The sequence below is a fragment of the Pseudomonas sp. MWU13-3659 genome (genome assembly GCF_023757525.1).
Taxonomy (GTDB): domain Bacteria; phylum Pseudomonadota; class Gammaproteobacteria; order Pseudomonadales; family Pseudomonadaceae; genus Aquipseudomonas; species Aquipseudomonas entomophila_E.
Genome location: NZ_JAMSHW010000049.1, coordinates 1 through 21,490, shown reverse-complemented (window position 1 = coordinate 21,490; position 21,490 = coordinate 1). Strand labels below are relative to the sequence as shown.

Here is a 21,490-nt window from a genome sequence, read left to right as displayed (position 1 = left end):
GGCGGGCTCCTACAGGGCGCGTCAGTTCAGTCGCGCAGTGAAATGATCTGCCAGCCCCTGCGCTCGGCCTCAGTCCGCAGCTTCGGATCCGGATCCACCGCCACCGGCCGCTCCACCACCTCCAGCAACGGTACATCGTTCAGCGAGTCGCTATAGAAGCAGCTGCCGTCGAGATCGAAACCGTTCTCCAGCATCCAGCGCTGCAACCGCGTCACCTTGCCTTCACGGAAACACGGTATATCGGTACTGCGCCCGGTGTAGCGCCCGTCCTGTGTTTCGCATTCGGTGGCCAGCAGGGTACGCACCCCCAGGCGGCGGGCGATGGGCGCGGTAACGAAGCGGTTGGTGGCGGTGATGATCACCAGCTGGTCGCCGGCCTCGCGATGCTGGCGCAACAGGGCCTCGGCCTTGGGCAGGATGATCGGCTCGATGCAATCGCGCATGAACTCGCGGTGCCACTGCGCCAGCTGCGCGGGCTCGCTGGCTGCGAGGATTTCCATGGAGAAGGCCAGGTAGGCCTGCATGTCCAGGGTGCCGTTGAGGTAGTCCTGGTAGAAGGCATCGTTGCGTGCCTTGTACGCGACCGGGTCGAGGATGCCCCGTTCGCACAGGTAGTCACCCCAGGCGTGGTCGCTGTCGCCACCGAGGAGGGTATTGTCCAGGTCGAATAACGCCAGGCGCATGGGTAGTCTCGCATCAGCTTCCGGGAGCCCCGCAGAATACGGAGTTTTCACCTCGCTGCACATAAGCTTGGCGGGCGCGTTGCTGCGCGCTCAGGCTTTGTGGAACAATGCCGCGACATGCGTTTGCGAGGTTGCTGCCGTGATCGACCCGGATGGTTTTCGCCCCAATGTCGGGATCATTCTCACGAATGATGCCGGGCAGGTGCTATGGGCTCGGCGGATCAACCAGGATGCCTGGCAGTTCCCCCAGGGTGGCATCAACCCTGACGAGACGCCGGAAGATGCCCTGTACCGCGAGCTGAACGAAGAAGTTGGCCTTGAACGCGACGATGTGGAAATTCTTGCCTGTACCCGCGGCTGGTTGCGTTATCGTTTACCGCAACGCCTGGTGCGCACCCACAGCCAGCCGCTGTGCATCGGCCAGAAACAGAAGTGGTTCCTGCTGCGCCTGGTGAGCAACGAGCAACGGGTGCGCATGGACCTCACCGGCAAACCGGAATTCGACGGCTGGCGCTGGGTCAGCTACTGGTATCCGCTGGGCCAGGTGGTGACATTCAAGCGCGAGGTCTACCGACGCGCCCTGAAAGAGCTAGCCCCGCGCCTGCTGACGCGCGACTGACGACGGAGTCCGACCCCGAGCCATGCTCAATACGCTGCGCAAGATCGTCCAGGAAGTGAACTCCGCCAAAGATCTCAAGACGGCATTGGGTATCATTGTCTTGCGCGTCAAGGAGGCCATGGGCAGCCAGGTCTGCTCGGTCTACTTGCTCGATCCGGAAACCAACCGTTTCGTGCTGATGGCGACGGAGGGCCTGAACAAGCGCTCCATCGGCAAGGTCAGCATGGCCCCCAACGAAGGCCTGGTCGGCCTGGTCGGTACCCGCGAGGAGCCGCTGAACCTCGAGAACGCCGCCGACCACCCGCGTTACCGCTACTTTGCCGAAACCGGCGAAGAGAAATTCGCCTCCTTCCTCGGTGCGCCGATCATCCACCACCGTCGCGTGGTCGGTGTGCTGGTCATCCAGCAGAAGGAGCGCCGCCAGTTCGACGAAGGCGAAGAAGCCTTCCTGGTCACCATGAGCGCCCAGCTCGCCGGGGTTATCGCCCACGCCGAGGCCACCGGCTCCATCCGCGGCCTGGGCCGCCAGGGCAAGGGCATCCAGGAGGCCCGCTTCGTCGGGGTGCCGGGTTCCCCGGGCGCCGCCGTCGGCCGCTCCGTGGTCATGCTGCCGCCCGCCGACCTGGAAGTGGTGCCGGACCGCACCGTCGAGGACATCGACAACGAACTCAAGCTGTTCAACAACGCCCTCGAAGGCGTGCGCGAGGACATGCGCAAGCTGTCGGCCAAGCTCGCCACCCAGTTGCGCCCCGAGGAGCGCGCGTTGTTCGACGTGTACCTGATGATGCTCGAGGACGCCGCCCTGGGTGGCGAGGTGGTCGAGGTCATCAAGACCGGCCAGTGGGCCCAGGGCGCCTTGCGCCAGGTGGTTGGCGAGCACGTCAACCGCTTCGAGCTGATGGACGACGACTACCTGCGCGAGCGTGCCTCGGACGTCAAGGACCTGGGCCGGCGCCTGCTGGCGTATCTCCAGGAGGCCCGCTCGCAGTCGCTGGTCTATGAAGACAACACCATCCTGGTCAGCGAGGAGCTGACCCCCGCCATGCTTGGCGAGGTGCCGGAAGGCAAGCTGGTGGGCCTGGTCTCGGTACTCGGTTCGGGCAACTCCCACGTGGCGATCCTTGCCCGGGCGATGGGCATCCCCACCGTCATGGGTGTGGTCGACCTGCCGTATTCGAAGGCCGACGGCATCGACATGATCGTCGACGGCTACAAGGGCGAGGTATTCACCAACCCCGGCGAGGTGTTGCGCAAGCAGTACAGCGACGTGGTCGAGGAAGAACGCCAGCTGGCCCGCGGCCTCGACGCCCTGCGCGAGCTGCCGTGCATCACCCCGGACGGCCACCGCATGCCGCTGTGGGTCAACACCGGCTTGCTCGCCGACGTGGCCCGGGCCCAGCAGCGCGGCGCCGAGGGCGTTGGCCTGTACCGCACCGAAGTGCCGTTCATGATCAACCAGCGCTTCCCCAGCGAGAAAGAGCAGCTGGCGATCTACCGCGAGCAGCTGCAGGCCTTCCACCCGCTGCCGGTGACCATGCGCAGCCTCGACATCGGTGGCGACAAGTCGCTGTCGTACTTCCCGATCAAGGAAGAAAACCCCTTCCTCGGCTGGCGCGGCATCCGCGTCACCCTCGACCACCCGGAAATCTTCCTGGTGCAGACCCGCGCCATGCTCAAGGCCAGCGAGGGCCTGAACAACCTGCGCATCCTGCTGCCGATGATCTCTGGCATCCATGAGCTGGAAGAAGCGCTGCACCTGATCCACCGTGCCTGGGGCGAGGTGCGTGACGAAGGCACCGACGTGCCCATGCCGCCGGTCGGGGTGATGGTGGAGATCCCCGCCGCCGTGTACCAGACCCGTGAGCTGGCGCGGCAGGTGGACTTCCTCTCGGTCGGGTCGAACGACCTGACGCAGTACCTGTTGGCCGTTGACCGCAACAACCCGCGGGTCGCCGATCTGTACGACTACCTGCACCCGGCGGTGTTGCAGGCGTTGCAGACAGTGGTCAGCGTGGCCCACGAAGAAGGCAAGCCGGTGAGCATCTGCGGTGAGATGGCCGGTGACCCGGCAGCCGCGATCCTGCTGATGGCCATGGGCTTCGACAGCTTGTCGATGAACGCCACCAACCTGCCGAAGGTGAAGTGGATGCTGCGCCAGATCAACAAGAGCAAGGCCGAGGAGCTGTTGGCCGACGCCATGAGCCACGACAACCCGCAGGTTATCCACAGCTCGTTGCAGCTGGCGCTGAAGAACCTTGGCTTGGCGCGGATGATCGGGCCGAACAAGAGCCTCTGATTCGCGGCGTCCGGACGAGCCCTTTCGCCGGCAAAGCCGGCTCCTACGACGGCCGTGGTGTTACGCCTATCCTGTAGGAGCCGGCTTGCCGGCGAACCACCCGCGAAATCACCTCAAACCTCCAGGCTGACCTCCCCGAGGTGCCCACCAAACGGCCCGAAGCTGCGCTCGATCATCCGTCGCCGCCCCTGGTCATCCACGATCAGTACCGTGCTAGCCCGCGTCCCATAGTTCTGGCTGGCGATGAACACGCTCGACAGCAGCTTCTCGGTTGCCAGCCCTACGCCTGTCTCGGGCAATTCGCTGTCCGGCGCAGGTTGTGCATCAGCCAGCAATGCCAGCAGCCGCTGTGGATCGTCCGAATCAAGCAATCCCTCCAGCCCGCTTCGCGCTTTCACCAGCTTCGGCCACGGTGTATCCAGCCCGGCGTTCGACAGTCCGTATACACCGGACGAGAGCAGGCGCGGCCCCGCTTCGCGAGCATGCAGGTAACCCAACTGCTGCCCATCGCCGACCAGCAGGTTGAAACCGGAGTACTGCCCGCTACGGCTGGCCACCTGATCGAGGTAGGCCTCGACCCCCAGTTCGCCCCGCAGATACGCTGCGACCAGCTCACCCCGTGAGCGCGGCCCCAACGGCTGACGCGGATCGCGGATATTGGTCAGCGCCGCGAACCTGCGGTGTGGCCCAACCCCCAGCCAAGTCCCGCCGGCCTCCAGATCCCGTCCGGCATACACCCCCGGTGCATCCTCCCAGGCGCCCAGTGCTAGGGTAGGGCGGCCATGGAACTCATCGCGGTTGGCCGCGACGATCAGCGGCCGGGCTGTTCCCGGCCGCCAGGCGAATACGATCAGGCACATAGGTTATCCCCTGTGTTTTCGGCCACTCTACCCGCGCCGTCGGCCGCTAGCCATCACCTGACACAGACTTCACTAGAGCGCCGGGCGTGGCTTCCGTTACCATGCCGGATTGTTTTCCACTGGGGCCACGAATGGAATTCGCTCTCTATCTGCTGCTGGGCGCCTGCGCGGGTGTGCTGGCCGGGCTGTTCGGCGTCGGTGGCGGCATCATCATCGTGCCGGTGCTGGTGTTCAGCTTCACCCTGCAGGGCTTCGACCCTTCGGTGCTGACCCACCTGGCGGTTGGCACGTCGCTGGCGACCATCGTCTTCACCTCGATCAACGCCGTGCTCGAGCACCAGCGCAAAGGCGCGGTGCAGTGGCCGATCTTCGCCTGGATGACCGTGGGCATCCTGCTTGGCGCGCTGGTCGGTGCGAAGACAGCTTCGCTGATCCAGGGCCCTATGCTGCAGAAGATCATCGGCGTGTTCGCCCTGGTGATCGCCGCGCAGATGGCCCTGGACCTCAAGCCCAAGGCCAGCCGTGGCATCCCCGGCAAGCCGGTCCTGACCGCAGCCGGCGGCGTGATCGGCTGGGCCTCGGCCATTTTCGGTATCGGCGGCGGTTCGCTTACCGTGCCCTTCCTGACCTGGCGCAGCCTGCCCATGCAGCAGGCGGTGGCCACGTCGTCGGCCTGCGGCCTGCCGATCGCCCTGGCCAGCGCCCTGAGCTTCATGTGGCTGGGTTGGCACGAAGCGCACCTGCCGGCCCACAGCATCGGATACGTCTACCTTCCCGCGCTGGTCGGCATTGCCGTGACCAGCATGTTCTTCGCCCGCTTCGGCGCGCGCCTGGCGCACAAGCTGTCGCCGCGTGTGCTCAAGCGCCTGTTCGCCGCACTGCTGTTCTGCGTCGGACTCAGCTTCCTTATCTGAAACTAGAGGAAAGACAATGCTGCCTTACCCGCAGATCGACCCCGTGGCCGTGGCCCTCGGGCCACTGAAAATCCACTGGTACGGCCTGATGTACCTGATCGGCATCGGCGGCGCCTGGCTGCTGGCTTCGCGCCGGTTGAACCGCTTCGACCCGACCTGGAGCCGCGAGAAACTCTCCGACCTGGTGTTCTGGCTGTCGATGGGGGTGATCGTCGGCGGGCGCCTGGGCTATGTGCTGTTCTACGACCTGCACCAGTACCTGGCCAACCCAACGCTGATCTTCGAAGTGTGGAAGGGCGGCATGTCGTTCCACGGCGGCTTCATCGGCGTGATGCTGGCGGCGCTGTGGTTCGGCAAGCGCAACAACAAATCGTTCTTCGAACTGATGGACTTCGTCGCGCCGCTGGTGCCGATCGGCCTGGGCGCCGGGCGCATCGGCAACTTCATCAACGCCGAACTGTGGGGCAAGGCCACTGATGTACCCTGGGCCATGGTGTTCCCGCCGTTCAGCGACCCGGCGCAGTTGCCGCGTCACCCGTCGCAGCTGTACCAGTTCGCCCTCGAAGGTGTGGCATTATTCGTCATCCTTTGGCTGTACTCGCGCAAGCCGCGCCCGACCATGGCCGTTTCCGGCATGTTCGCGCTGTTCTACGGCATCTTCCGCTTCATCGTGGAGTTCGTGCGGGTACCCGACGCCCAGCTCGGCTACATCGCCTTCGGCTGGTTGACCATGGGTCAGTTGCTCTGCGTGCCGATGATCGTCGGCGGCATCTTCCTGATCTGGCTGGCCTACAACCGCAAACCGACGGCCAAGGCCACCGTTTGATTCCCACGGCAGGGGCGATCCCCCTGCCGTTCTTGTTACAGGTAAGCCATGAAACAGTATCTAGATCTGGTCCGTGACGTCATCGACAACGGCACGCTGCAGGAAAACCGCACCGGTATCCGCACCATCAGCCTGCCGGGCGCGATGCTGCGTTTCGACCTGCAGAAAGGCTTCCCGGCCATCACCACGCGCAAGCTGGCGTTCAAGTCGGCGATCGGTGAGATGGTCGGTTTCCTGCGCGGCGTGAAGAACGCCGGCGAGTTCCGCGAGCTGGGCTGCAAGGTCTGGGACCAGAACGCCAACGAGAATGCCCAGTGGCTGGCCAACCCGTTCCGCCAGGGCCATGACGACCTCGGTGAGATCTATGGCGTGCAATGGCGCCAGTGGCCGGGCTACAAGCGCATCCCGCTGAGCAACCCGGCCGCCATCGAGATGGCTGAAAAGGCAGGCTTCCGTCGCATCGCCCAGGACGAGGAGGACGGCCAGGCGTTCGTCATCCTGTACAAGGCCATCGACCAGGTGCGCCAGTGCCTGGACACCATCGCCAATGACCCGGGCAGCCGGCGTATCCTGTTCCACGGCTGGAACTGCGCCCAGCTGGACGAAATGGCCCTGCCGCCGTGCCACCTGCTGTACCAGTTCCACCCGAATGTCGAGACCAAGGAAATTTCCCTGACGCTCTATATCCGCTCCAACGACCTGGGCCTGGGCACGCCGTTCAACCTCACCGAAGGCGCGGCGCTGCTGTCGTTGTTCGGTCGCCTGACCGGCTACACCCCGCGCTGGTTCACCTACTTCATCGGCGATGCCCATGTGTACGAGAACCACCTGGACATGCTCAACGAGCAGATGAAGCGCGAGCCGCTGGCGGCGCCGAAACTGGTGATCAGCGACCGCGTGCCGGAGTTTGCCAAGACTGGCAAGTACGAGCCGGAGTGGCTGGAGAAGATCGAACCAAGCGACTTCTCGCTGGAAGGGTATGAGCACCATGCGCCGATGACGGCGCCGATGGCGGTATAAACTCAACTACCCCAACTGCACTGATTTGAAATTTGTTGAAGGAGTAACAATTGGCAGATCTTTTGAAAAAGCATCTGAAGGAGAAGTGCGAGCGACCAGCGCTCAGTATGCTTGAAAGTCAGTGGGGGTTTGATGAGAAGCTTATCCCGAAAGCACTTCAGACAATTGGGGTTTTATTTCCTCATTATAGTCGGCATGATGAATCGCATAGTAAACAAATTCTTGTAAATATTGAGCGGTTGCTAGGGGAAAATATAAAGCTACTGTCTGCTACGGATATTTGGCTTTTGTTGGAAGCGGCTTATTGGCACGATATAGGTATGGTTGTGCCATGGGAAGACAAGAAAGCTGCGTTCAATAGCCAGGAGTTTCAAGATTTTCTCAGCGAAATTGCTCAGGATAGCAAGCATGACCTTTGTAAGTTTGCGCGCGCTCTGAGAGGAAAAGCAGCCTCTGGATTGTTTGCTGAAGCTAGCACGCCAGTCGAAGCTGTTGATCAAGTTACATACTTGATGGCTGAGTGGTTCAGGTATCAGCATGCGAATCGAGCTAGCCAGATAGTGAACTCGCCCATGGAGGCTATCGGCTTAAGCTCTCCGAGAACTGAACTTATCCCTGCGAGACTATTCAGGGTCTTGGGGCGAATATGTGAGATGCATGGTCGGAGTTTTGCTGAGATTATGGCAGCAGATGGCCTGCCTTTCAGGGAGGCGGGGCTAGGCCAGGATGATTGCCATCCTCGATATATCGCCTGCTTACTAAGATTGGGCGACCTACTGGACCTTGATGACAATAGGTTCTGTCCGGTCATGCAGCAAATTGCCGGAGATGGTCGACCAGCATTAAGTAGGGCGCATGAGGAAAAGCATCTTGCGATCCGCCATTTGCGAGTTGACAGAGAAAGGATTGAAGTAAAAGCTGAGTGTCATACGCTTGATAGCTACAGTGAGACTTGTAAGTGGTTTGACTGGTTGGCATTGGAAATTCAAATGCAAATGGCCAACTGGCAGGAAATTGTACCTGATCGAGAACTGGGACTGCTGCCCACCCTTGGCACCCTCGATGTATCAATGAATGGGGAGTTCCAGATCCTAAAAAAAGGACAGCGACCAGAGTTTTCTATTGACAGTGGTAAGGCGTACGAGCTTATTCGCGGTGCTAATCTGTATCCGAATAAGTTTGATTACATTAGGGAGGCTTTGCAGAATGCCGTTGATGCAACGCTTTTGGCACTTTGGGTAAGAAAAAATTCTTTCTCTGAGGTTGATTGGTCAACTCCGGAAAGTGCTAGGGCTGTATTGAAGCATGCAACTATTAATGTTCAGCTTGAAGAGCGGGGGAAAAGACTCTGCGACGATACAGGCGCTACGCTGCAAACCTGGGTTTTGACCATTGAAGATGAAGGGACTGGCATAAGTTTTGATGATTTAGAGTATATTAGGAGGATTGGGGCTTCACAAAAAAATAAGCAAAGACAAAAAATTATTGAGACCATGCCTGAATGGATGAGGCCCTCAGGTGCTTTTGGTATTGGCATTCATAGCGTATTCATGGTTGCGCCGATGTTGTCGCTAGATACTAAAAGCATATTTGATAATGAATGTATAGAGATCTCCCTGTATAGCCCAAGTTGCAAAGAGAATGGGCTTTTCATGATCAAAAAACTTCCTGTGGATGTTTTCCGCAAGCCTGGGACGACGTTGTCAATCGAGATGCTTTTGCCGGTCTACAAAGAGAGCGGCTTTGCTATTCGTCAGCCAATACATAGGGCGGTGGCGCAAAATTTCGATCCCTTGTTTGAAGATGACTACCCCCACTCAATAGAAATTGCGGACTATGTCGTTGAGTTTTTCTCGAGAACGGTGATTTCTTGTGTAGGTCGTGTTGTTACAAAGCGGCATGGGGTGATTGGCTTCTCAAATGGATTTTCAGATTCCGACAAGGTGGTCTGGGACTATATAGAAGTAGGTGAAGGCATCATAGTTGGGATTGTGCTGGAGGAAATTAGTAGGGATGCAAAGAGGTCTCGAAAAAATTCCCGGTTTAACTATAGAGGCCAGTCGTTCGATTTTCCGAGTTTTTTCCAATCCGCACCGCGGGAGTCGGAATTAAATATCCGCTTCAATGTTATGTTCGGGCGGGCTGACGAGTGGCTTACTGCCGACCGAAGCAGAGTAGCGCTGAGTGCTGCCGATGAGTTGCGTCATTTACTTTATGTGGCGCTTCAGAAGAAAATCCGAAAAGATGATTATGCTGGTGATAACGAAGAACGGCGGAAGCAATTGTCTTTGTTCTTGGCGGACATGGCGGTTACTCACGGAGGAGAATGGTCTTCCATCTCGAGGGAGTTTGGAGATCAATGGCAGAAAATTGTATTCACGCGAGGAAATTTCTCTGAGCTTCTGCGTTCAGATGAGTGGAGCTTTGCTAGGCATTTGGGTAGCGAAATCGACCAGCATATTGATTTGGTAGCCCTGGGTTATAGTGAAAATATAGAGCGTATTGTGTTCAGTGGTTGGCTGGATGGGCGAAAGGCTAATGGAATTACAGCACTCTCGTGTCAGGAGTATTTAGGGAAAGAAGTTTGTGAGCGTTTATCCGAAAGTCACACGCCAAATTATCTTGTTGATCTGTTTCAAGCTGACGCTTGGAAAACTGCACTGGTCTATAGGATGCACAAGTTTCGGCGTGACCCATACACATTGGATGCTCTTAAGATCAAACTATCGTCAATGGCTGCGACAGGTTACGGGAACAAAAGATTTCTTTTGCCGCTTTCGAAATATTTTAAGGTGTGGGGTGAGTTGGCTGTCAATCAAGATGTGCTTGATAAATTCCCCAGGGTTTTTGATAACGTAAGGAATGATCATCCTCATATTTTGCTCCCGTTCCTATTTAAAAAGATTCATGCTACAGGTGTGATCCAATATCAAGCGAGCTATGACAACGTATTTTACGAGCGGGTTCGGGAACTGTTGCAGAAAGATTTATCTTTTGAGCAAGTTAGGGGCTTGTATGCAAAGCTGATCGAGTGTGTAGATGAGGTCATGAGTGATGTCGACGATTGGAAGAACTACCGTGAAGATTGACTGCTGAGCTAGGTATTAGTAAAAAATGGCCAGCCAATAATTTTCGTGCGTTACTTTTCATTGGAAAGGGCACATCGCACTTTGGCGGAGCGCCAACACGCTGATCTCGCACCAATCGGGGAGGCCTTTGAGTGGTGGTATATCAAGAAATTTAGGAGGAGTGGTATTGATATACTGGGTTACCGAGCAACGCCGGTAGCACCTGCATGCACTCTTTTTTTGTGTACCCCAGCGTTTTCCAGTTGGCCGGAAATCAGCCTGGTTAATGGGGCGCTGCATGGGGGTCACCGGGACGTTTCTCTTCCTTATAGCAAATGACCCAGAGCTCATGGTCATCACTTAATGCCCATGACTACGCCCCACATGCGAATGCTCAGTCTCCGGCACCGACACCGCTCCATTCGTCTCCAACTGCTGCAAAATCGCGCACTCCGCCCCCTGCGCATTGCATTGCTGGCGCAATTCCACCAACTGCGCCTGCAGTGCCACCAACCCGTCAATCCGCGCTTGCACATGGGCGATATGCTCATCGATCAGCGCATTCACGCTACCGCACGACGCTTCGGGGCTGTCGCGCAGGTTCAACAGGCTGCGGATCTCATCCAGGGTCATGTCCAGCGTGCGGCAGTTGCGGATGAAGGTCAGCCGCTCGACGTGGGCCTGGGTATACAGCCGGTAATTGCCATCACTGCGGGCAGGCTCGGGCAGCAACTGCTCACGTTCGTAGTAGCGAATGGTCTCCACGGCACAGTCGGTGGCCTTGGCCAGTTCTCCGATCTTCATGGCTAATCTCCAGCAAGGGGCTTGACCCTATAGTGGCTACAGGGTGTTCACTTGGCAACAACCCTCCCTGTAGGAGCCGGCTTTGCCGGCGAAGGCGTCAGCAGGAACGACACCTTTGCCTGGGCGGACGCTTTCGCCGGCAAAGCCGGCTCCTACAGGGAGCTCGTGCCTTTTTTAAGGATGATTCCATGAACCAGCCAGTCAGCCCCGAACACAAGCATGACCACGACCATGGTGAAAAGGGTCACAGCCACGACACCCATGCCCACAGCTGCTGCGGCTCCCACGCCGCGCCGGCCCTGGTGCAACTGACCGAGAAGGCCAGTGCCCAGGCGCGCCTCAGCCGTTTCCACATCCAGGCAATGGACTGCCCGACCGAGCAGACGCTGATCCAGGACAAGCTGGGCAAGCTGGCCGGTATCGAGCAACTGGAGTTCAACCTGATCAACCGCGTGCTGGGAGTGCGTCACACCCACGACGGCACCGGCCAGATCGAGCAGGCCATCGACAGCCTGGGCATGAAGGCCGAGCCGCTGACGGACGAGGGCGATGGCAGCGCCGAAGTGCCCCAAGCCAGCAAGACCCGCTGGTGGCCGCTGGCATTGTCCGGTGTGGCGGCGATCGCCGCCGAGCTCGTGCACTTCTCTGGCAAGGCGCCGGAGTGGGTGGTGGCGGCGCTGGCCTTGGCGGCCATCCTCGGCTGCGGGCTGGGTACCTACAAGAAGGGCTGGATCGCCCTGAAGAACCGCAACCTCAACATCAACGCCCTGATGAGCATCGCCGTGACCGGCGCCGTGCTGATTGGCCAGTGGCCGGAAGCGGCCATGGTGATGGTGCTGTTCACCGTGGCGGAACTGATCGAAGCCCGTTCGCTGGACCGCGCGCGCAACGCAATTGGTGGCCTGATGCAGTTGGCACCGGACATGGCGACCGTGCAGCAGGTAGACGGGCTGTGGCGCGAAGTCGACGTGCGCGAGGTGGCATTGGGCGCCCTTGTACGGGTACGCCCGGGTGAGCGCATCGGCTTGGACGGCGAGGTTGTCAGTGGGCAATCCAGCGTCGATCAGGCACCGATTACCGGCGAAAGCCTGCCGGTAGAGAAGACCGTGGGCGACAAACTGTTCGCCGGCACCATCAACCAGGCCGGTTCGCTGGAATACCGCGTCACCGCGGGTGCCGGCCAGTCGACCTTGGCGCGCATCATCAAGGCCGTCGAAGAGGCCCAGGGCGCTCGTGCGCCGACCCAGCGCTTCGTCGACCAGTTCTCGCGCATCTATACCCCAGTGGTGTTCGCCGTGGCCCTGGCCGTGGCAATCATCCCGCCACTGTTCATGGCCGGCGCCTGGTTCGACTGGATCTACCGCGCCTTGGTGCTGTTGGTGGTGGCCTGTCCGTGCGCCTTGGTGATCTCCACCCCGGTGACCATTGTCAGCGGCCTGGCTGCCGCCGCGCGCAAGGGCATCCTGATCAAGGGCGGTGTGTACCTGGAAGGCGGACGCAAGCTGGACTTCCTGGCCTTGGACAAGACCGGCACCATCACCCACGGCAAGCCGGTGCAGACCGACAGCAAGGTGCTCGACCCGTTGTTCGAAGGCCGTGCCCAGGCGCTGGCCGCAAGCCTCGCCGCCCGTTCCGACCACCCGGTATCCGGCGCCATCGCCCTGTTCGCCAAGGCGCAGGACCTGGCGCTGAGCGAAGTCACCGAGTTCGCCGCCCTGGCCGGGCGCGGCGTGCGTGGCGACATCGACGGTGAAACCTACCACTTGGGCAACCATCGCCTGGTCGAGGAACTGGGCCTGTGCTCGCCCGAGCTCGAAGCCGAGCTGGACCAGCTGGAGCGCCAGGGCAAGACCGTGGTGCTGCTGCTCGACCGCAGCGGCCCGCTGGCGCTGTTCGCCGTGGCCGACACGGTCAAGGACAGCAGCCGCCAGGCCATCGCCGAACTGCATGCGCTCGGTATCAAGACCGTCATGCTCACCGGCGACAATCCCCACACTGCCCAGGCCATCGCCGCCCAGGTGGGGATCGACCGGGCCGAGGGCAACCTGCTGCCGGCCGACAAGCTCGCCACCATCGAGCGCCTGTACGCCGAGGGCCACCGGGTCGGCATGGTCGGTGACGGCATCAACGACGCGCCGGCCCTGGCCCGTGCCGAGATCGGTTTCGCCATGGCCGCCGCCGGTACCGATACCGCCATCGAAACCGCCGACGTGGCGCTGATGGACGACGACTTGCGCAAAATCCCGGCGTTCGTCAGGCTATCGCGCCAAAGCGCGGCGATCCTCACCCAGAACATCGTACTGGCCCTGGGGATCAAGGCGATCTTCCTGGCGATCACCTTTGCCGGCATGGCCACCATGTGGATGGCAGTGTTCGCCGACATGGGCGTGAGCCTGCTGGTGGTGTTCAACGGCTTGCGCCTGCTGCGGAAGTAGCAGCTTCAAGCGGCAAGCTGCGAGCTGCAAGCTGATCGAGGTGAACGTGAGATTAGTGAAACGACACGGCCTGGCTTTTTCTTGTGGCTTGCGGCTTGAAGCTTGCGGCTGTGGAGCCCAGCAATGCTGAGCGCCGAGCTCAAAGCCTTCTACATGGTGGCCCGCCTGGGCAGCATCACCCTGGCGGCGAAGAAGCTCGGGCTCAGCCAGCCCACGGTGACCACGCAGATCCGCAACCTTGAGAGCCAGTACGCGGTGGAGCTGTTCTACCGCGGCGGCCGCCGCCTGGTGCTGAGCGAGGAGGGCGTGCGCCTGCTGCCGATGGTCAAGGCCCTGCTGCAGCAGGAGGCCGATATCGAGTTCGAGCTGCGCAACAGCGGGCAGGCCCAGGGCAGTTTGCGCATCGCCGCCACCGCGCCGTACTACATCCTCGACCTGGTGAAGATCTACCGCGAACGCCTGCCCCTGGTGGACGTGGCGGTGGAAATCGGCAATTCCCAGCAGGTACTGGAAATGCTCGAGGACTATCGGGTGGACATCGCCGCCTCTTCGCAACTGCTGGAGGACGCGCGCCTGGTGCGCCGGGTGCTGGGCACCGATCCGCTGGTGGTGGCGGTGCACCGCAATCATCCGCTGGCCCACCGCCAGGCGGTTTCCATCGACGTGGTGGCCGGACATTGCCTGCTGATGCGCGAAAAGGGCTCGACCACCCGCAAACTCACCGAGCAGATGATGCAGGAGGCCGGCGTCAAGGCCGGTGCGCTGCTGGAGATCGGTAGCCGCGAGTCGATCCGCGAGGCGGTGCTGCGCAATATCGGCATCAGCATCATCGCCCGCCACGAAGTGCCGCATAACCCGGAGCTGCGGGTGCTGGTGCTGGAGGACGCGCCGGTGATGCACGAGTACCTGTATTGCCTCAAGGAGCGGCGCCAGGCGCGTTTGCCGGCGGCGTTCCTGGGGGTGGCGCAGGAAGTGGCGGGGCTTGCAACGTGAGGGGTCAATCCAACTCAGGTAGGAGCCAGCCTTGCTGGCGATGCCCGGCATAGCCGGGCCCTGTGCAACCCCCTGCATCACTTCTCCCCGATCGCCTCACCGCCCAATCACCATAATTCCCTTCGGATCGCCCACTCGTCGCCTTGGTGGGTATGGTGTTGATAAAGCCTGTTCGGTGGTTATACTAACCACCGTCCGGCTTACCCAAGGATTGGGTCATGAATAGCCGCGAAATGATTGCAGTGATCGAGGCGGATGGTTGGTACCTGGTGCGTTCGAAAGGCAGCCACCACCACTTCAAGCACCCCCACAAGACCGGACTGGTCACCATCCCGCACCCGAAGAAGGACTTGTTGCCCGCCACCGCGGCCAGCATCCTGCGTCAGGCACGGATCGGTTACGCCAGCTGACCAGGAGAACCCCAGCCATGCTTTTCCCTATCGCGATCCTCCCTGGCGACGACCAGCATGCCTGGGGCGTGGAAGTGCCAGACATCCCCGGGTGCTTCTCGGCCGGCGACGACCTAGACGATGCCATTGCCATGGCCCGCGAGGCGATCGAAGGCCACCTCGAATTACTCGCTCAGGACGAGCAGGAGATCCCCAAGGCCGGCAAGGTCAGCGAGCATGCGGCCAACCCGGCGTTCGCCGGATGCACCTGGGCGCTGATCGACATCGACATCACCCGTTACCTGGGCAAGGCCGAAAAACTCAACATCACCTTGCCGGCCTACCTGCTCACCCGCATCGACAGCTATGTGCAGAACCACCCCGAGCACAAGAGCCGCTCGGGCTTCCTGGCCGAAGCGGCGCTGAAGGTGTTGCAGGGCAAGTAAGCCCTGCCGGGCAATACCTTTAGATCACGCTCTCTCGCTGCAAACTGCTCACATGCCCGTGTCCTGCGGCCTGCAGGCGCTCCACCAGATCCATCCGCGCCTGGCCGCCGCCACTACGCACATAATCGAGCTCGGCAGCGGTGATCAGCACCACCGGCACCAGCGTCACCGGTGACAGCGGCATGTCTGCCAGATGCGTGCTGAAGTCAGGCGCCGGCCCGCCCACCAGCACACCGAGGCAGTCATCCTCGGTCACGAAGTGCGCGGGCAATTGCCCCTTCATGCACGGTGACTCGCTCACGCCAGGCAGTTCGAACGACAGCACGCCAAAGCGCTCCAGACGGTGATTGATGCCGCCCGCATCAGCCACGGTATCGGCCACGGTGCGTACTACGTCGAAGGCCCAGCTACCCATGAACGGGCTGACGTCGCCCGTCTTGCCGTACACCGCTTCGGGGAAGTCGGCCGATTCGACGAACAGTTCCAGCTCGAAACCATTGCCGGCGCCTTCGACATCATCGAACGGATCAGACAGGCCATCGCTGGCCAGCAGGATGCTGCGCTCCCGCCGTACAACCCGGTAGGCCTGGCGGGTCGATGGCCAGTGTGGGCCGCCCATCAAGCTTGGGCTGATGGCATAGCCCAGCACGTCCTGTTCGACGTTGCCGACCGTCTGCCAATGGCGATCGAGTACGGCGCAGCCCGCCTCGCGGGCGGTCTGGTTGGCGGCTTCAATGGTTGTCATCGTCGGTTCAGGCTCGGCACCTTGCGGCTGCGGCTGAGCATCGGTCTCGCTGGCATTTGGCTGTGACAGGCCAAGCAGCTTCTTGAGGAAATCCATGAGCGGTCCTTGCTGGGTGATTGGGCGACCGCCATGGTGCCGTTATCGGCTGCCTGGCTCAACCTTGGTGTCGGGTGGCTGAAGTGTCGGGCAATGGCTGGTCCAGCAGATCCGTCTGCAGGTTCCAGTCTTCGCCGAACAACTCCGCCGGATGCATGGTTCGCTCCGCACCATTGCCGCAGGCCAGTGCCTTGGCCGGGCAATACAGGTCGCAGCCCCAGCAGATCCGCTCGGGGTGGCTGGGGTTCACGGGAAATTTCTTGGCCATGGTCTCCCTCCATGAAGTGGATGCCTGCGCTCAGGCTATGCCGCGCATGGCCAAGGGGCTTGATCGGGGTCAACGCCGCTACTTGATCGGCCCGGGCGCCTCCACCTGGCTCATCAGGTCATCGTTCCACTGCCCTTCGACCTGCACATGGGCAGCCGCGCCGAGCATTACCGCCTCGATCAGGTTGTGATTGAGGTAGGTGTACAGGCCGGGCTGGCGGAAGGTGTAAAGCGCCGCGCCCGCCGCGCCACCCGGGATGAACCAGGTTTCCAGATTGCGCTGCGGTGGGTTGGCGAACTTGCCGGAGGCCCAGACATAGTCGCCGTGCCCGCCGATCAAGTGCGGGCGAGTGTCGCGGTTGGCCTGCGAGTGCACGATCAGCACCGTCTCGCCCACCTTGGCGGTCAGCGCCTGCTTGCCGGTCAATGCGCCGACGCTGCCGTTGAACACGATATGGGTCGGCACCAGCCCCTTCATCAGTGGCTGCATGTCGGCGAAGCTGGCGATGGGGGTAGGGTAGCGCTTGTACTTGCCGTCCTTGTCGCGGGGAATGTAGTAGTCCTGTTCGCCGATGTACCAGACCTTGTCGTACTTCAGCGGGCGGCCATCCTGGTCTTTCAGGCCATCGCGCGGCAGCACCATGATCGCGCCGTTCATGCCGCACACCACATGCCACGGGATCATCGCCCCACCGGGCGCGCAGTGGTACACGAACACCCCGGCCCGATCGGCCTTGAAGCGCAATTTCACCTGTTCGCCGGGCTTCACATGGGTCAGCTCGCCGCCGCCCAGGGCGCCCGTGGAGGCGTGGAAGTCGATGTTGTGCATCATGCTGTTGCCGGCCGGGTTGACCAGGGTGAGCTCGACGTAGTCACCTTCGTGTACCACCAGCAGCGGGCCGGGCACCGAGCCGTTGAAGGTCATGGCATGGATGAAGGCGCCGTTGTTGTCGACGGCCAGTTCCTTTTCCTCGATGACCAGGCGGAACTCGACGATGCGGGGTTTACCGGGCGCACGCTGGGTGTGGGCGTGCACCTGGGGCGGAGCGACCAGCTCCACGCTGACCCGCTCCAGCTTCGCCAGGTCCGCAGGCGACGCTTTTGCTTCCGCCTCCGCTGCCTGGGCCAGGCCAGTGCCCAGCAGGGTGCCGCCAACACCGAGTAACACACCGCCCGCCAGGATGCCGCGGCGGGTCAGGGCCAATCCGTCTTGCTCACTCATGGGACTTCTCCTTAAGTCGACGAAAGCCGTCGGACACAGGATTACCCCTTTTAAACATAAGGTTTATTGAGCGAAAACAAGAAGTGGAAAGGGCTGACAACCTGTCGCAGGCCTGGCGGAAGGCTACTATGGCTTGTGGGGCGCCTCTGGATGGCGTGGATTGCAACCTGGGCGCGCTGGTCAGCACTGCAAGGAGCACACGGAGTGAGCCGATTCGTCAGTTTCGAGATCACCAACCATCGGCATTACGTGGTCAGTGTCGATCACATCATTGCGATGTACCCACTGGCTCAGGAGCGCAATTTCAACAAGGGGGGGATTGTGTTGATCAAGGGGATGGGGAAGGAAGGAGGGAATGTGGCGCTTGAGTTGAGTGGGGTGGAGGTGAGGAAGTTGCAGAAGGCGTTGATGGAGGGGTGAGCTGGGGGCCAGAAACAAGAAACCCCGCGTAGCGAGGCTTTGAATATGGTGCCGCAGCAGAAGTCGACCCCGGACTCTACTGATTACAAGTCCACCCTATCGCCCAGCGTTCATTGATAAAAGCCGGCTATCAGCTGATTTTATTGGTTATTCACGGATATTTGGGTCAGGTATCCGAGAGCACTGTGGACACTTTGTGGACACTCTCGGTGGCCCAGCCCTGCACAGCCCTTCAATCCTTTTCACAGTGTGCAATGCCCCTCGGTCCCCCCGTGGCCCGCGCCGCGCCTGCCGTGGCCGGCCGTAGCAAAGCCCAGCCCCTTTGCATTTTTTTACGAGGCGAAGCGCGTCGGCGGGAGGGGGATAAGTGAATTTTACCTCCGTATTTTTCTCATTCAGCCATTTTGGGGCTAGCGAGCCAGTAAAGCCGAGGGTTAGGATTTGGGTGGCCAGTCGCCATTACATTTACCGAAGGGAGATCGAATGAGCTTAAGAATTTTGGTTGATGACCATATTGGGAAATTGTTCATCGATAACCCTGAGCTTAAAACGGTTAATAAGAATCAATTTGAAATTGCTGTTGCTTCGTTCGCCAACTTAAAGTATTTGAACGGCCTTGAATTAGATGATTTGATGGATGGGATATTAGGCGAAGGCGGTGATGAAGGCATAGATCTTTGCTATGTTTTCTGTAATGGAGCGCCTGTGAATGATGATGAATATCCGCTTAACAAAGAGAGCCATGTAAAGGTTAAGTTCTTTCAGGTTAAGAAAGAAAATGGCTTTTCTGTAGATGGCTTCAGAAAAACCAAAGAGGGAATAGATGAAATATTCAATCTTGAGCTTGATCTGGAGCAGCTAAAAAATCTTGGCGCTAACCCTGACTTTATTAGAAAGGCAGACTTGATTAGGAAGATTTTTCGAAGATGTGGCCTCGCGAAGGCTAAATTTTCATGCGAAGTGTTTTATGTGACTATCGCGCCTGAGTTGAAAATCCCCGAGAAGATCTTTCAGCTAGAAAAAGAGTTGAAGGAACATCCGCTCAATATTCCCTTTGAAGTCAGTTATCTTGGCGCGCAGCAACTACTGAACTTGACGGAGTCAGTTGATGAGTTAATTGAGGTGAATTTTGTTTCGCAGCCGCTAGAGATTAAAGAACGCGACGTGGAGACCAGTGGCTTTTGTGGATTCGTAGCAGGCGATGATCTTGTGCGCTCATTGCTGGACGAGCAGGGTAAGTTCAAAAGCTATCTCACAGACGGGAATGTGCGTTTCTTCCTGGGCGAAGATACTGCAATTAACAGTTCAATAATCGAGACGGCGAAGAGCAAAATCAAGTCTGATATATTTTGGGCGATGAACAATGGTTTGACTATCATTGGGGAGGCGGTGAAACCAGTAGGGAGTAATCAGTACGCCATAACGAACCCACAGATCGTTAATGGATGCCAAACCATACACTGTCTGCATACGGCATTTGAAGAACATGGCGGACTACCCAAAACACTCAAGGTGTTCGTAAAGATTGTCAATACGGATGATTTGGAAGTTCAGACGGATATTATAAGTGCGACAAACTCGCAGAATCCAGTTAAAGCTGCCAGCCTAAAAGCTAATGACAATATACAAAGAAATATCGAAAAGCATTTAGAGAAGGTGGGTATTTTCTATGAGCGTCGTGAGAATTACTATAAGCGTCAAGGTTATACGGGTAATAAGGTTGTAAGTCTCCTGAAGATGGCTCAGGTTGTGAACACTGTTGCTAATAAGGAAGCTATAATATCCTTGAATGATCCTAGTAGCTTCTTTGATAGTGCTGGAAAATATAGTACTCTTTTCAACGATTTGGCAGATTACGATTTTTATCGATTTGCTGTGCAGCTCTATCAAAAAGCTTGGTCGCTTAAAAACTCTGATCTTCGCACAAATAACTACAGTGACGAAGCGAAGGCAGTTGTTTCTAGGGGTGGTCTACTGTTTCTGCATGCTATGAGCAGCATTATTATGTCTGAGGCGACATTTGCAGATGGATCACGAAAGCCTTTGATTGATAATATTGTATTGAGTTTGCCTGCGCGGAATAACGAGTTTACCAAGCGCAAGGAGAGCATATTTAAAATTCTTGAAGACGATGCTGCGATGAAAGCATGCTATGAGCGTGCAAGAAAAATGATGGTGGATGCCATAAAAGATTACGTCACAGCCACTGGGAAAGATACTTTGTCGGTTTTCAAGTATCGCAGCTTCGACAAAGAATATCTTCGTCCTGTAATCGCAAAAGCTCTAGGTGTCCCATAGACCCCTGGCCACTTGGATTCTTTAATATCTGAATCCCACTGCGCCATAGCTTCTGATTAAAGGGTTATTGGTTTCAGCTTGATGGATAACCCCTTGATCAACGCTACGGCGCCGGAGAATGCAGCCGCGTTGCTTGGCACCGGCGTCGGTCCATGCACATGCCCAGCCAGCTGGGTGTTCATCTCTTGGACTAGGTCGAGCAGGTCACACAGCACCTGCAGCACATTCACCCCCTCTGACCCCAGCCACGTCTTCGGCGCCTGCAGGCGCTGACTGACACCTACCACACTTTTCCTCAAACCCTCGATTCGCTCCTGGACATCACCGCCAACCGTCGCATTGAGCTTCTGCCCCACCACCAGGTTGAGGTCGCGCCCGGTGGCCTGGTGCAGGTCATCGACAGCGGCCAGACTCGCGGATCCGCCGGACAGCAACTTCAGCGCGCCCAGGGCTTCGACCTTCTTCACCCCGCCCACCGTCTCGGTGGAATGGTCGTCCACGTTCCTGGTGTGGCTCTGGAACTGCTCGCGGTTGGCCAGCGACTCCACCTCGCGCTCGATCGCCTTGTCCTGGATCTTCCCGTCCGTCTGGCGCAGCCAGTTGCCGTCCGCGTCGACGCGCTGCTGGCAGGCCTCGCTGTGCTGCCAGACCTGGTCGCCTTTCGGTACCCGGGGCAGGCTCAGTCCGTGTGGCAGGATCTGCTGGATAAACGGCTTGTGGGGCAGGCCATAGGCGAACGACACGACCACCGTCGTGCCTTCCTCGGGGAAGCCGAACATGCCGGCCTCCTGCCCGCCCATGGGCGCCGGCAGTGGCAGGCTGGTGAACACCGGCAGCGCCGGATCCGGCTCGCCGTCAGGCAGCAGCACCTGGACATCGACGCCAAAGCGCGGGCGAAAGTCGTCGCACAGCCCGGGCGCCGCCGGCGCATCCGGTACCGCGACCACGCGCCCGAAGCGCGGTAAGTGGTAACCCCCGGTGATTTCGGGGAATTGGCGCTCTACAGCGCGGCGGATTGCGTCTTCCATCGGATGGCCATCTGGTTGCCGGCTAGCGCGACGTGGGTCACGCGCTCGCCCTGGTTGATCG

Annotated in this window: 19 protein-coding genes; 12 read left to right on the top strand and 7 right to left on the bottom strand. The window is 59.3% G+C overall.

Annotation, left to right across the window (positions count from 1 at the left end):
• Window positions 1-26 precede the first annotated feature (26 nt).
• The gene (locus NGM28_RS27350; protein ID WP_252092399.1) at window positions 27-683 is read right to left on the bottom strand and encodes a histidinol-phosphatase; all 657 of its coding nucleotides are present in this window, start codon (window positions 681-683) and stop codon (window positions 27-29) included.
• A gap of 139 nt (window positions 684-822) precedes the next feature.
• Between NGM28_RS27350 and NGM28_RS27345 the strand changes: the two genes are divergently transcribed.
• Together NGM28_RS27345 and ptsP are read left to right on the top strand one after the other, a co-directional pair.
• A complete protein-coding gene (locus NGM28_RS27345) occupies window positions 823-1,302 on the top strand; it encodes an RNA pyrophosphohydrolase (protein WP_003249017.1) in 480 nt (159 codons plus the stop codon).
• 22 nt (window positions 1,303-1,324) lie between these two features.
• Window positions 1,325-3,598 (top strand): phosphoenolpyruvate--protein phosphotransferase, encoded by a 2,274-nt coding sequence (gene ptsP, locus NGM28_RS27340; protein ID WP_240065237.1) that lies wholly within the window; start codon window positions 1,325-1,327, stop codon window positions 3,596-3,598.
• A 113-nt stretch (window positions 3,599-3,711) separates the two neighbouring features.
• Here ptsP and NGM28_RS27335 read toward each other — a convergent pair whose 3' ends face one another.
• Complete coding sequence (locus tag NGM28_RS27335; protein WP_252092398.1) at window positions 3,712-4,458, bottom strand: NRDE family protein; 747 nt, start codon at window positions 4,456-4,458, stop codon at window positions 3,712-3,714.
• Between the two features lie 131 nt (window positions 4,459-4,589).
• Here NGM28_RS27335 and NGM28_RS27330 point away from each other — a divergent pair, with 131 nt between their 5' ends.
• The 4 genes from NGM28_RS27330 to NGM28_RS27315 are packed head-to-tail and all read left to right on the top strand — an operon-like array spanning window position 4,590 to window position 10,307.
• The gene (locus tag NGM28_RS27330; RefSeq protein ID WP_240065239.1) at window positions 4,590-5,372 is read left to right on the top strand and encodes a sulfite exporter TauE/SafE family protein; all 783 of its coding nucleotides are present in this window, start codon (window positions 4,590-4,592) and stop codon (window positions 5,370-5,372) included.
• Window positions 5,373-5,388: 16 nt separating this feature from the next.
• Window positions 5,389-6,198, top strand: a complete 810-nt coding sequence (lgt, locus tag NGM28_RS27325; RefSeq protein ID WP_011536219.1) for a prolipoprotein diacylglyceryl transferase — start codon at window positions 5,389-5,391, stop codon at window positions 6,196-6,198.
• Between the two features lie 48 nt (window positions 6,199-6,246).
• Window positions 6,247-7,218, top strand: a complete 972-nt coding sequence (locus NGM28_RS27320) for a thymidylate synthase (RefSeq protein WP_252092397.1) — start codon at window positions 6,247-6,249, stop codon at window positions 7,216-7,218.
• Window positions 7,219-7,268: 50 nt separating this feature from the next.
• Window positions 7,269-10,307 carry an HD domain-containing protein gene (locus NGM28_RS27315; RefSeq protein WP_252092396.1) on the top strand — a complete coding sequence of 1,013 codons (3,039 nt, stop codon included), beginning with the start codon at window positions 7,269-7,271 and terminating at the stop codon, window positions 10,305-10,307.
• Window positions 10,308-10,646: 339 nt separating this feature from the next.
• Here NGM28_RS27315 and cadR read toward each other — a convergent pair whose 3' ends face one another.
• Window positions 10,647-11,090 (bottom strand): cadmium resistance transcriptional regulator CadR, encoded by a 444-nt coding sequence (gene cadR / locus NGM28_RS27310; protein ID WP_252092395.1) that lies wholly within the window; start codon window positions 11,088-11,090, stop codon window positions 10,647-10,649.
• Between the two features lie 188 nt (window positions 11,091-11,278).
• Between cadR and NGM28_RS27305 the strand changes: the two genes are divergently transcribed.
• The 4 genes from NGM28_RS27305 to NGM28_RS27290 all read left to right on the top strand — a co-directional run bounded on the left by NGM28_RS27305 (window position 11,279) and on the right by NGM28_RS27290 (window position 15,353).
• Window positions 11,279-13,525 (top strand): heavy metal translocating P-type ATPase, encoded by a 2,247-nt coding sequence (locus NGM28_RS27305; RefSeq protein WP_252092394.1) that lies wholly within the window; start codon window positions 11,279-11,281, stop codon window positions 13,523-13,525.
• 123 nt (window positions 13,526-13,648) lie between these two features.
• Entirely contained in the window at window positions 13,649-14,518 is an 870-nt protein-coding gene (locus tag NGM28_RS27300; protein ID WP_240065244.1) for a LysR family transcriptional regulator, read from the top strand.
• A 218-nt stretch (window positions 14,519-14,736) separates the two neighbouring features.
• Window positions 14,737-14,928, top strand: coding sequence for a type II toxin-antitoxin system HicA family toxin (locus NGM28_RS27295; RefSeq protein WP_011536214.1), 192 nt, complete (start codon window positions 14,737-14,739; stop codon window positions 14,926-14,928).
• Between the two features lie 17 nt (window positions 14,929-14,945).
• The gene (locus NGM28_RS27290) at window positions 14,946-15,353 is read left to right on the top strand and encodes a type II toxin-antitoxin system HicB family antitoxin (protein WP_252092393.1); all 408 of its coding nucleotides are present in this window, start codon (window positions 14,946-14,948) and stop codon (window positions 15,351-15,353) included.
• 19 nt (window positions 15,354-15,372) lie between these two features.
• Here NGM28_RS27290 and NGM28_RS27285 read toward each other — a convergent pair whose 3' ends face one another.
• The 3 genes from NGM28_RS27285 to nirK all read right to left on the bottom strand — a co-directional run bounded on the left by NGM28_RS27285 (window position 15,373) and on the right by nirK (window position 17,683).
• Window positions 15,373-16,194: a suppressor of fused domain protein gene (locus NGM28_RS27285; RefSeq protein ID WP_252092392.1), complete on the bottom strand. Its 822-nt coding sequence runs from the start codon at window positions 16,192-16,194 to the stop codon at window positions 15,373-15,375.
• Between the two features lie 58 nt (window positions 16,195-16,252).
• Complete coding sequence (locus NGM28_RS27280; RefSeq protein ID WP_252092391.1) at window positions 16,253-16,462, bottom strand: DUF3079 domain-containing protein; 210 nt, start codon at window positions 16,460-16,462, stop codon at window positions 16,253-16,255.
• A gap of 78 nt (window positions 16,463-16,540) precedes the next feature.
• Window positions 16,541-17,683, bottom strand: a complete 1,143-nt coding sequence (gene nirK, locus NGM28_RS27275) for a copper-containing nitrite reductase (RefSeq protein ID WP_252092390.1) — start codon at window positions 17,681-17,683, stop codon at window positions 16,541-16,543.
• Between the two features lie 204 nt (window positions 17,684-17,887).
• Between nirK and NGM28_RS27270 the strand changes: the two genes are divergently transcribed.
• Window positions 17,888-18,103, top strand: coding sequence for a hypothetical protein (locus tag NGM28_RS27270; protein WP_252092389.1), 216 nt, complete (start codon window positions 17,888-17,890; stop codon window positions 18,101-18,103).
• Between the two features lie 483 nt (window positions 18,104-18,586).
• On the top strand, window positions 18,587-20,401 hold the full coding sequence (locus tag NGM28_RS27265; protein WP_252092388.1) for an AIPR family protein: 1,815 nt from the start codon (window positions 18,587-18,589) through the stop codon (window positions 20,399-20,401).
• A gap of 56 nt (window positions 20,402-20,457) precedes the next feature.
• On the opposite strand, the gene NGM28_RS27260 is transcribed toward NGM28_RS27265, so the two are convergent.
• Complete coding sequence (locus NGM28_RS27260) at window positions 20,458-21,429, bottom strand: DUF2345 domain-containing protein (protein ID WP_252092387.1); 972 nt, start codon at window positions 21,427-21,429, stop codon at window positions 20,458-20,460.
• Window positions 21,430-21,490 lie beyond the last annotated feature (61 nt).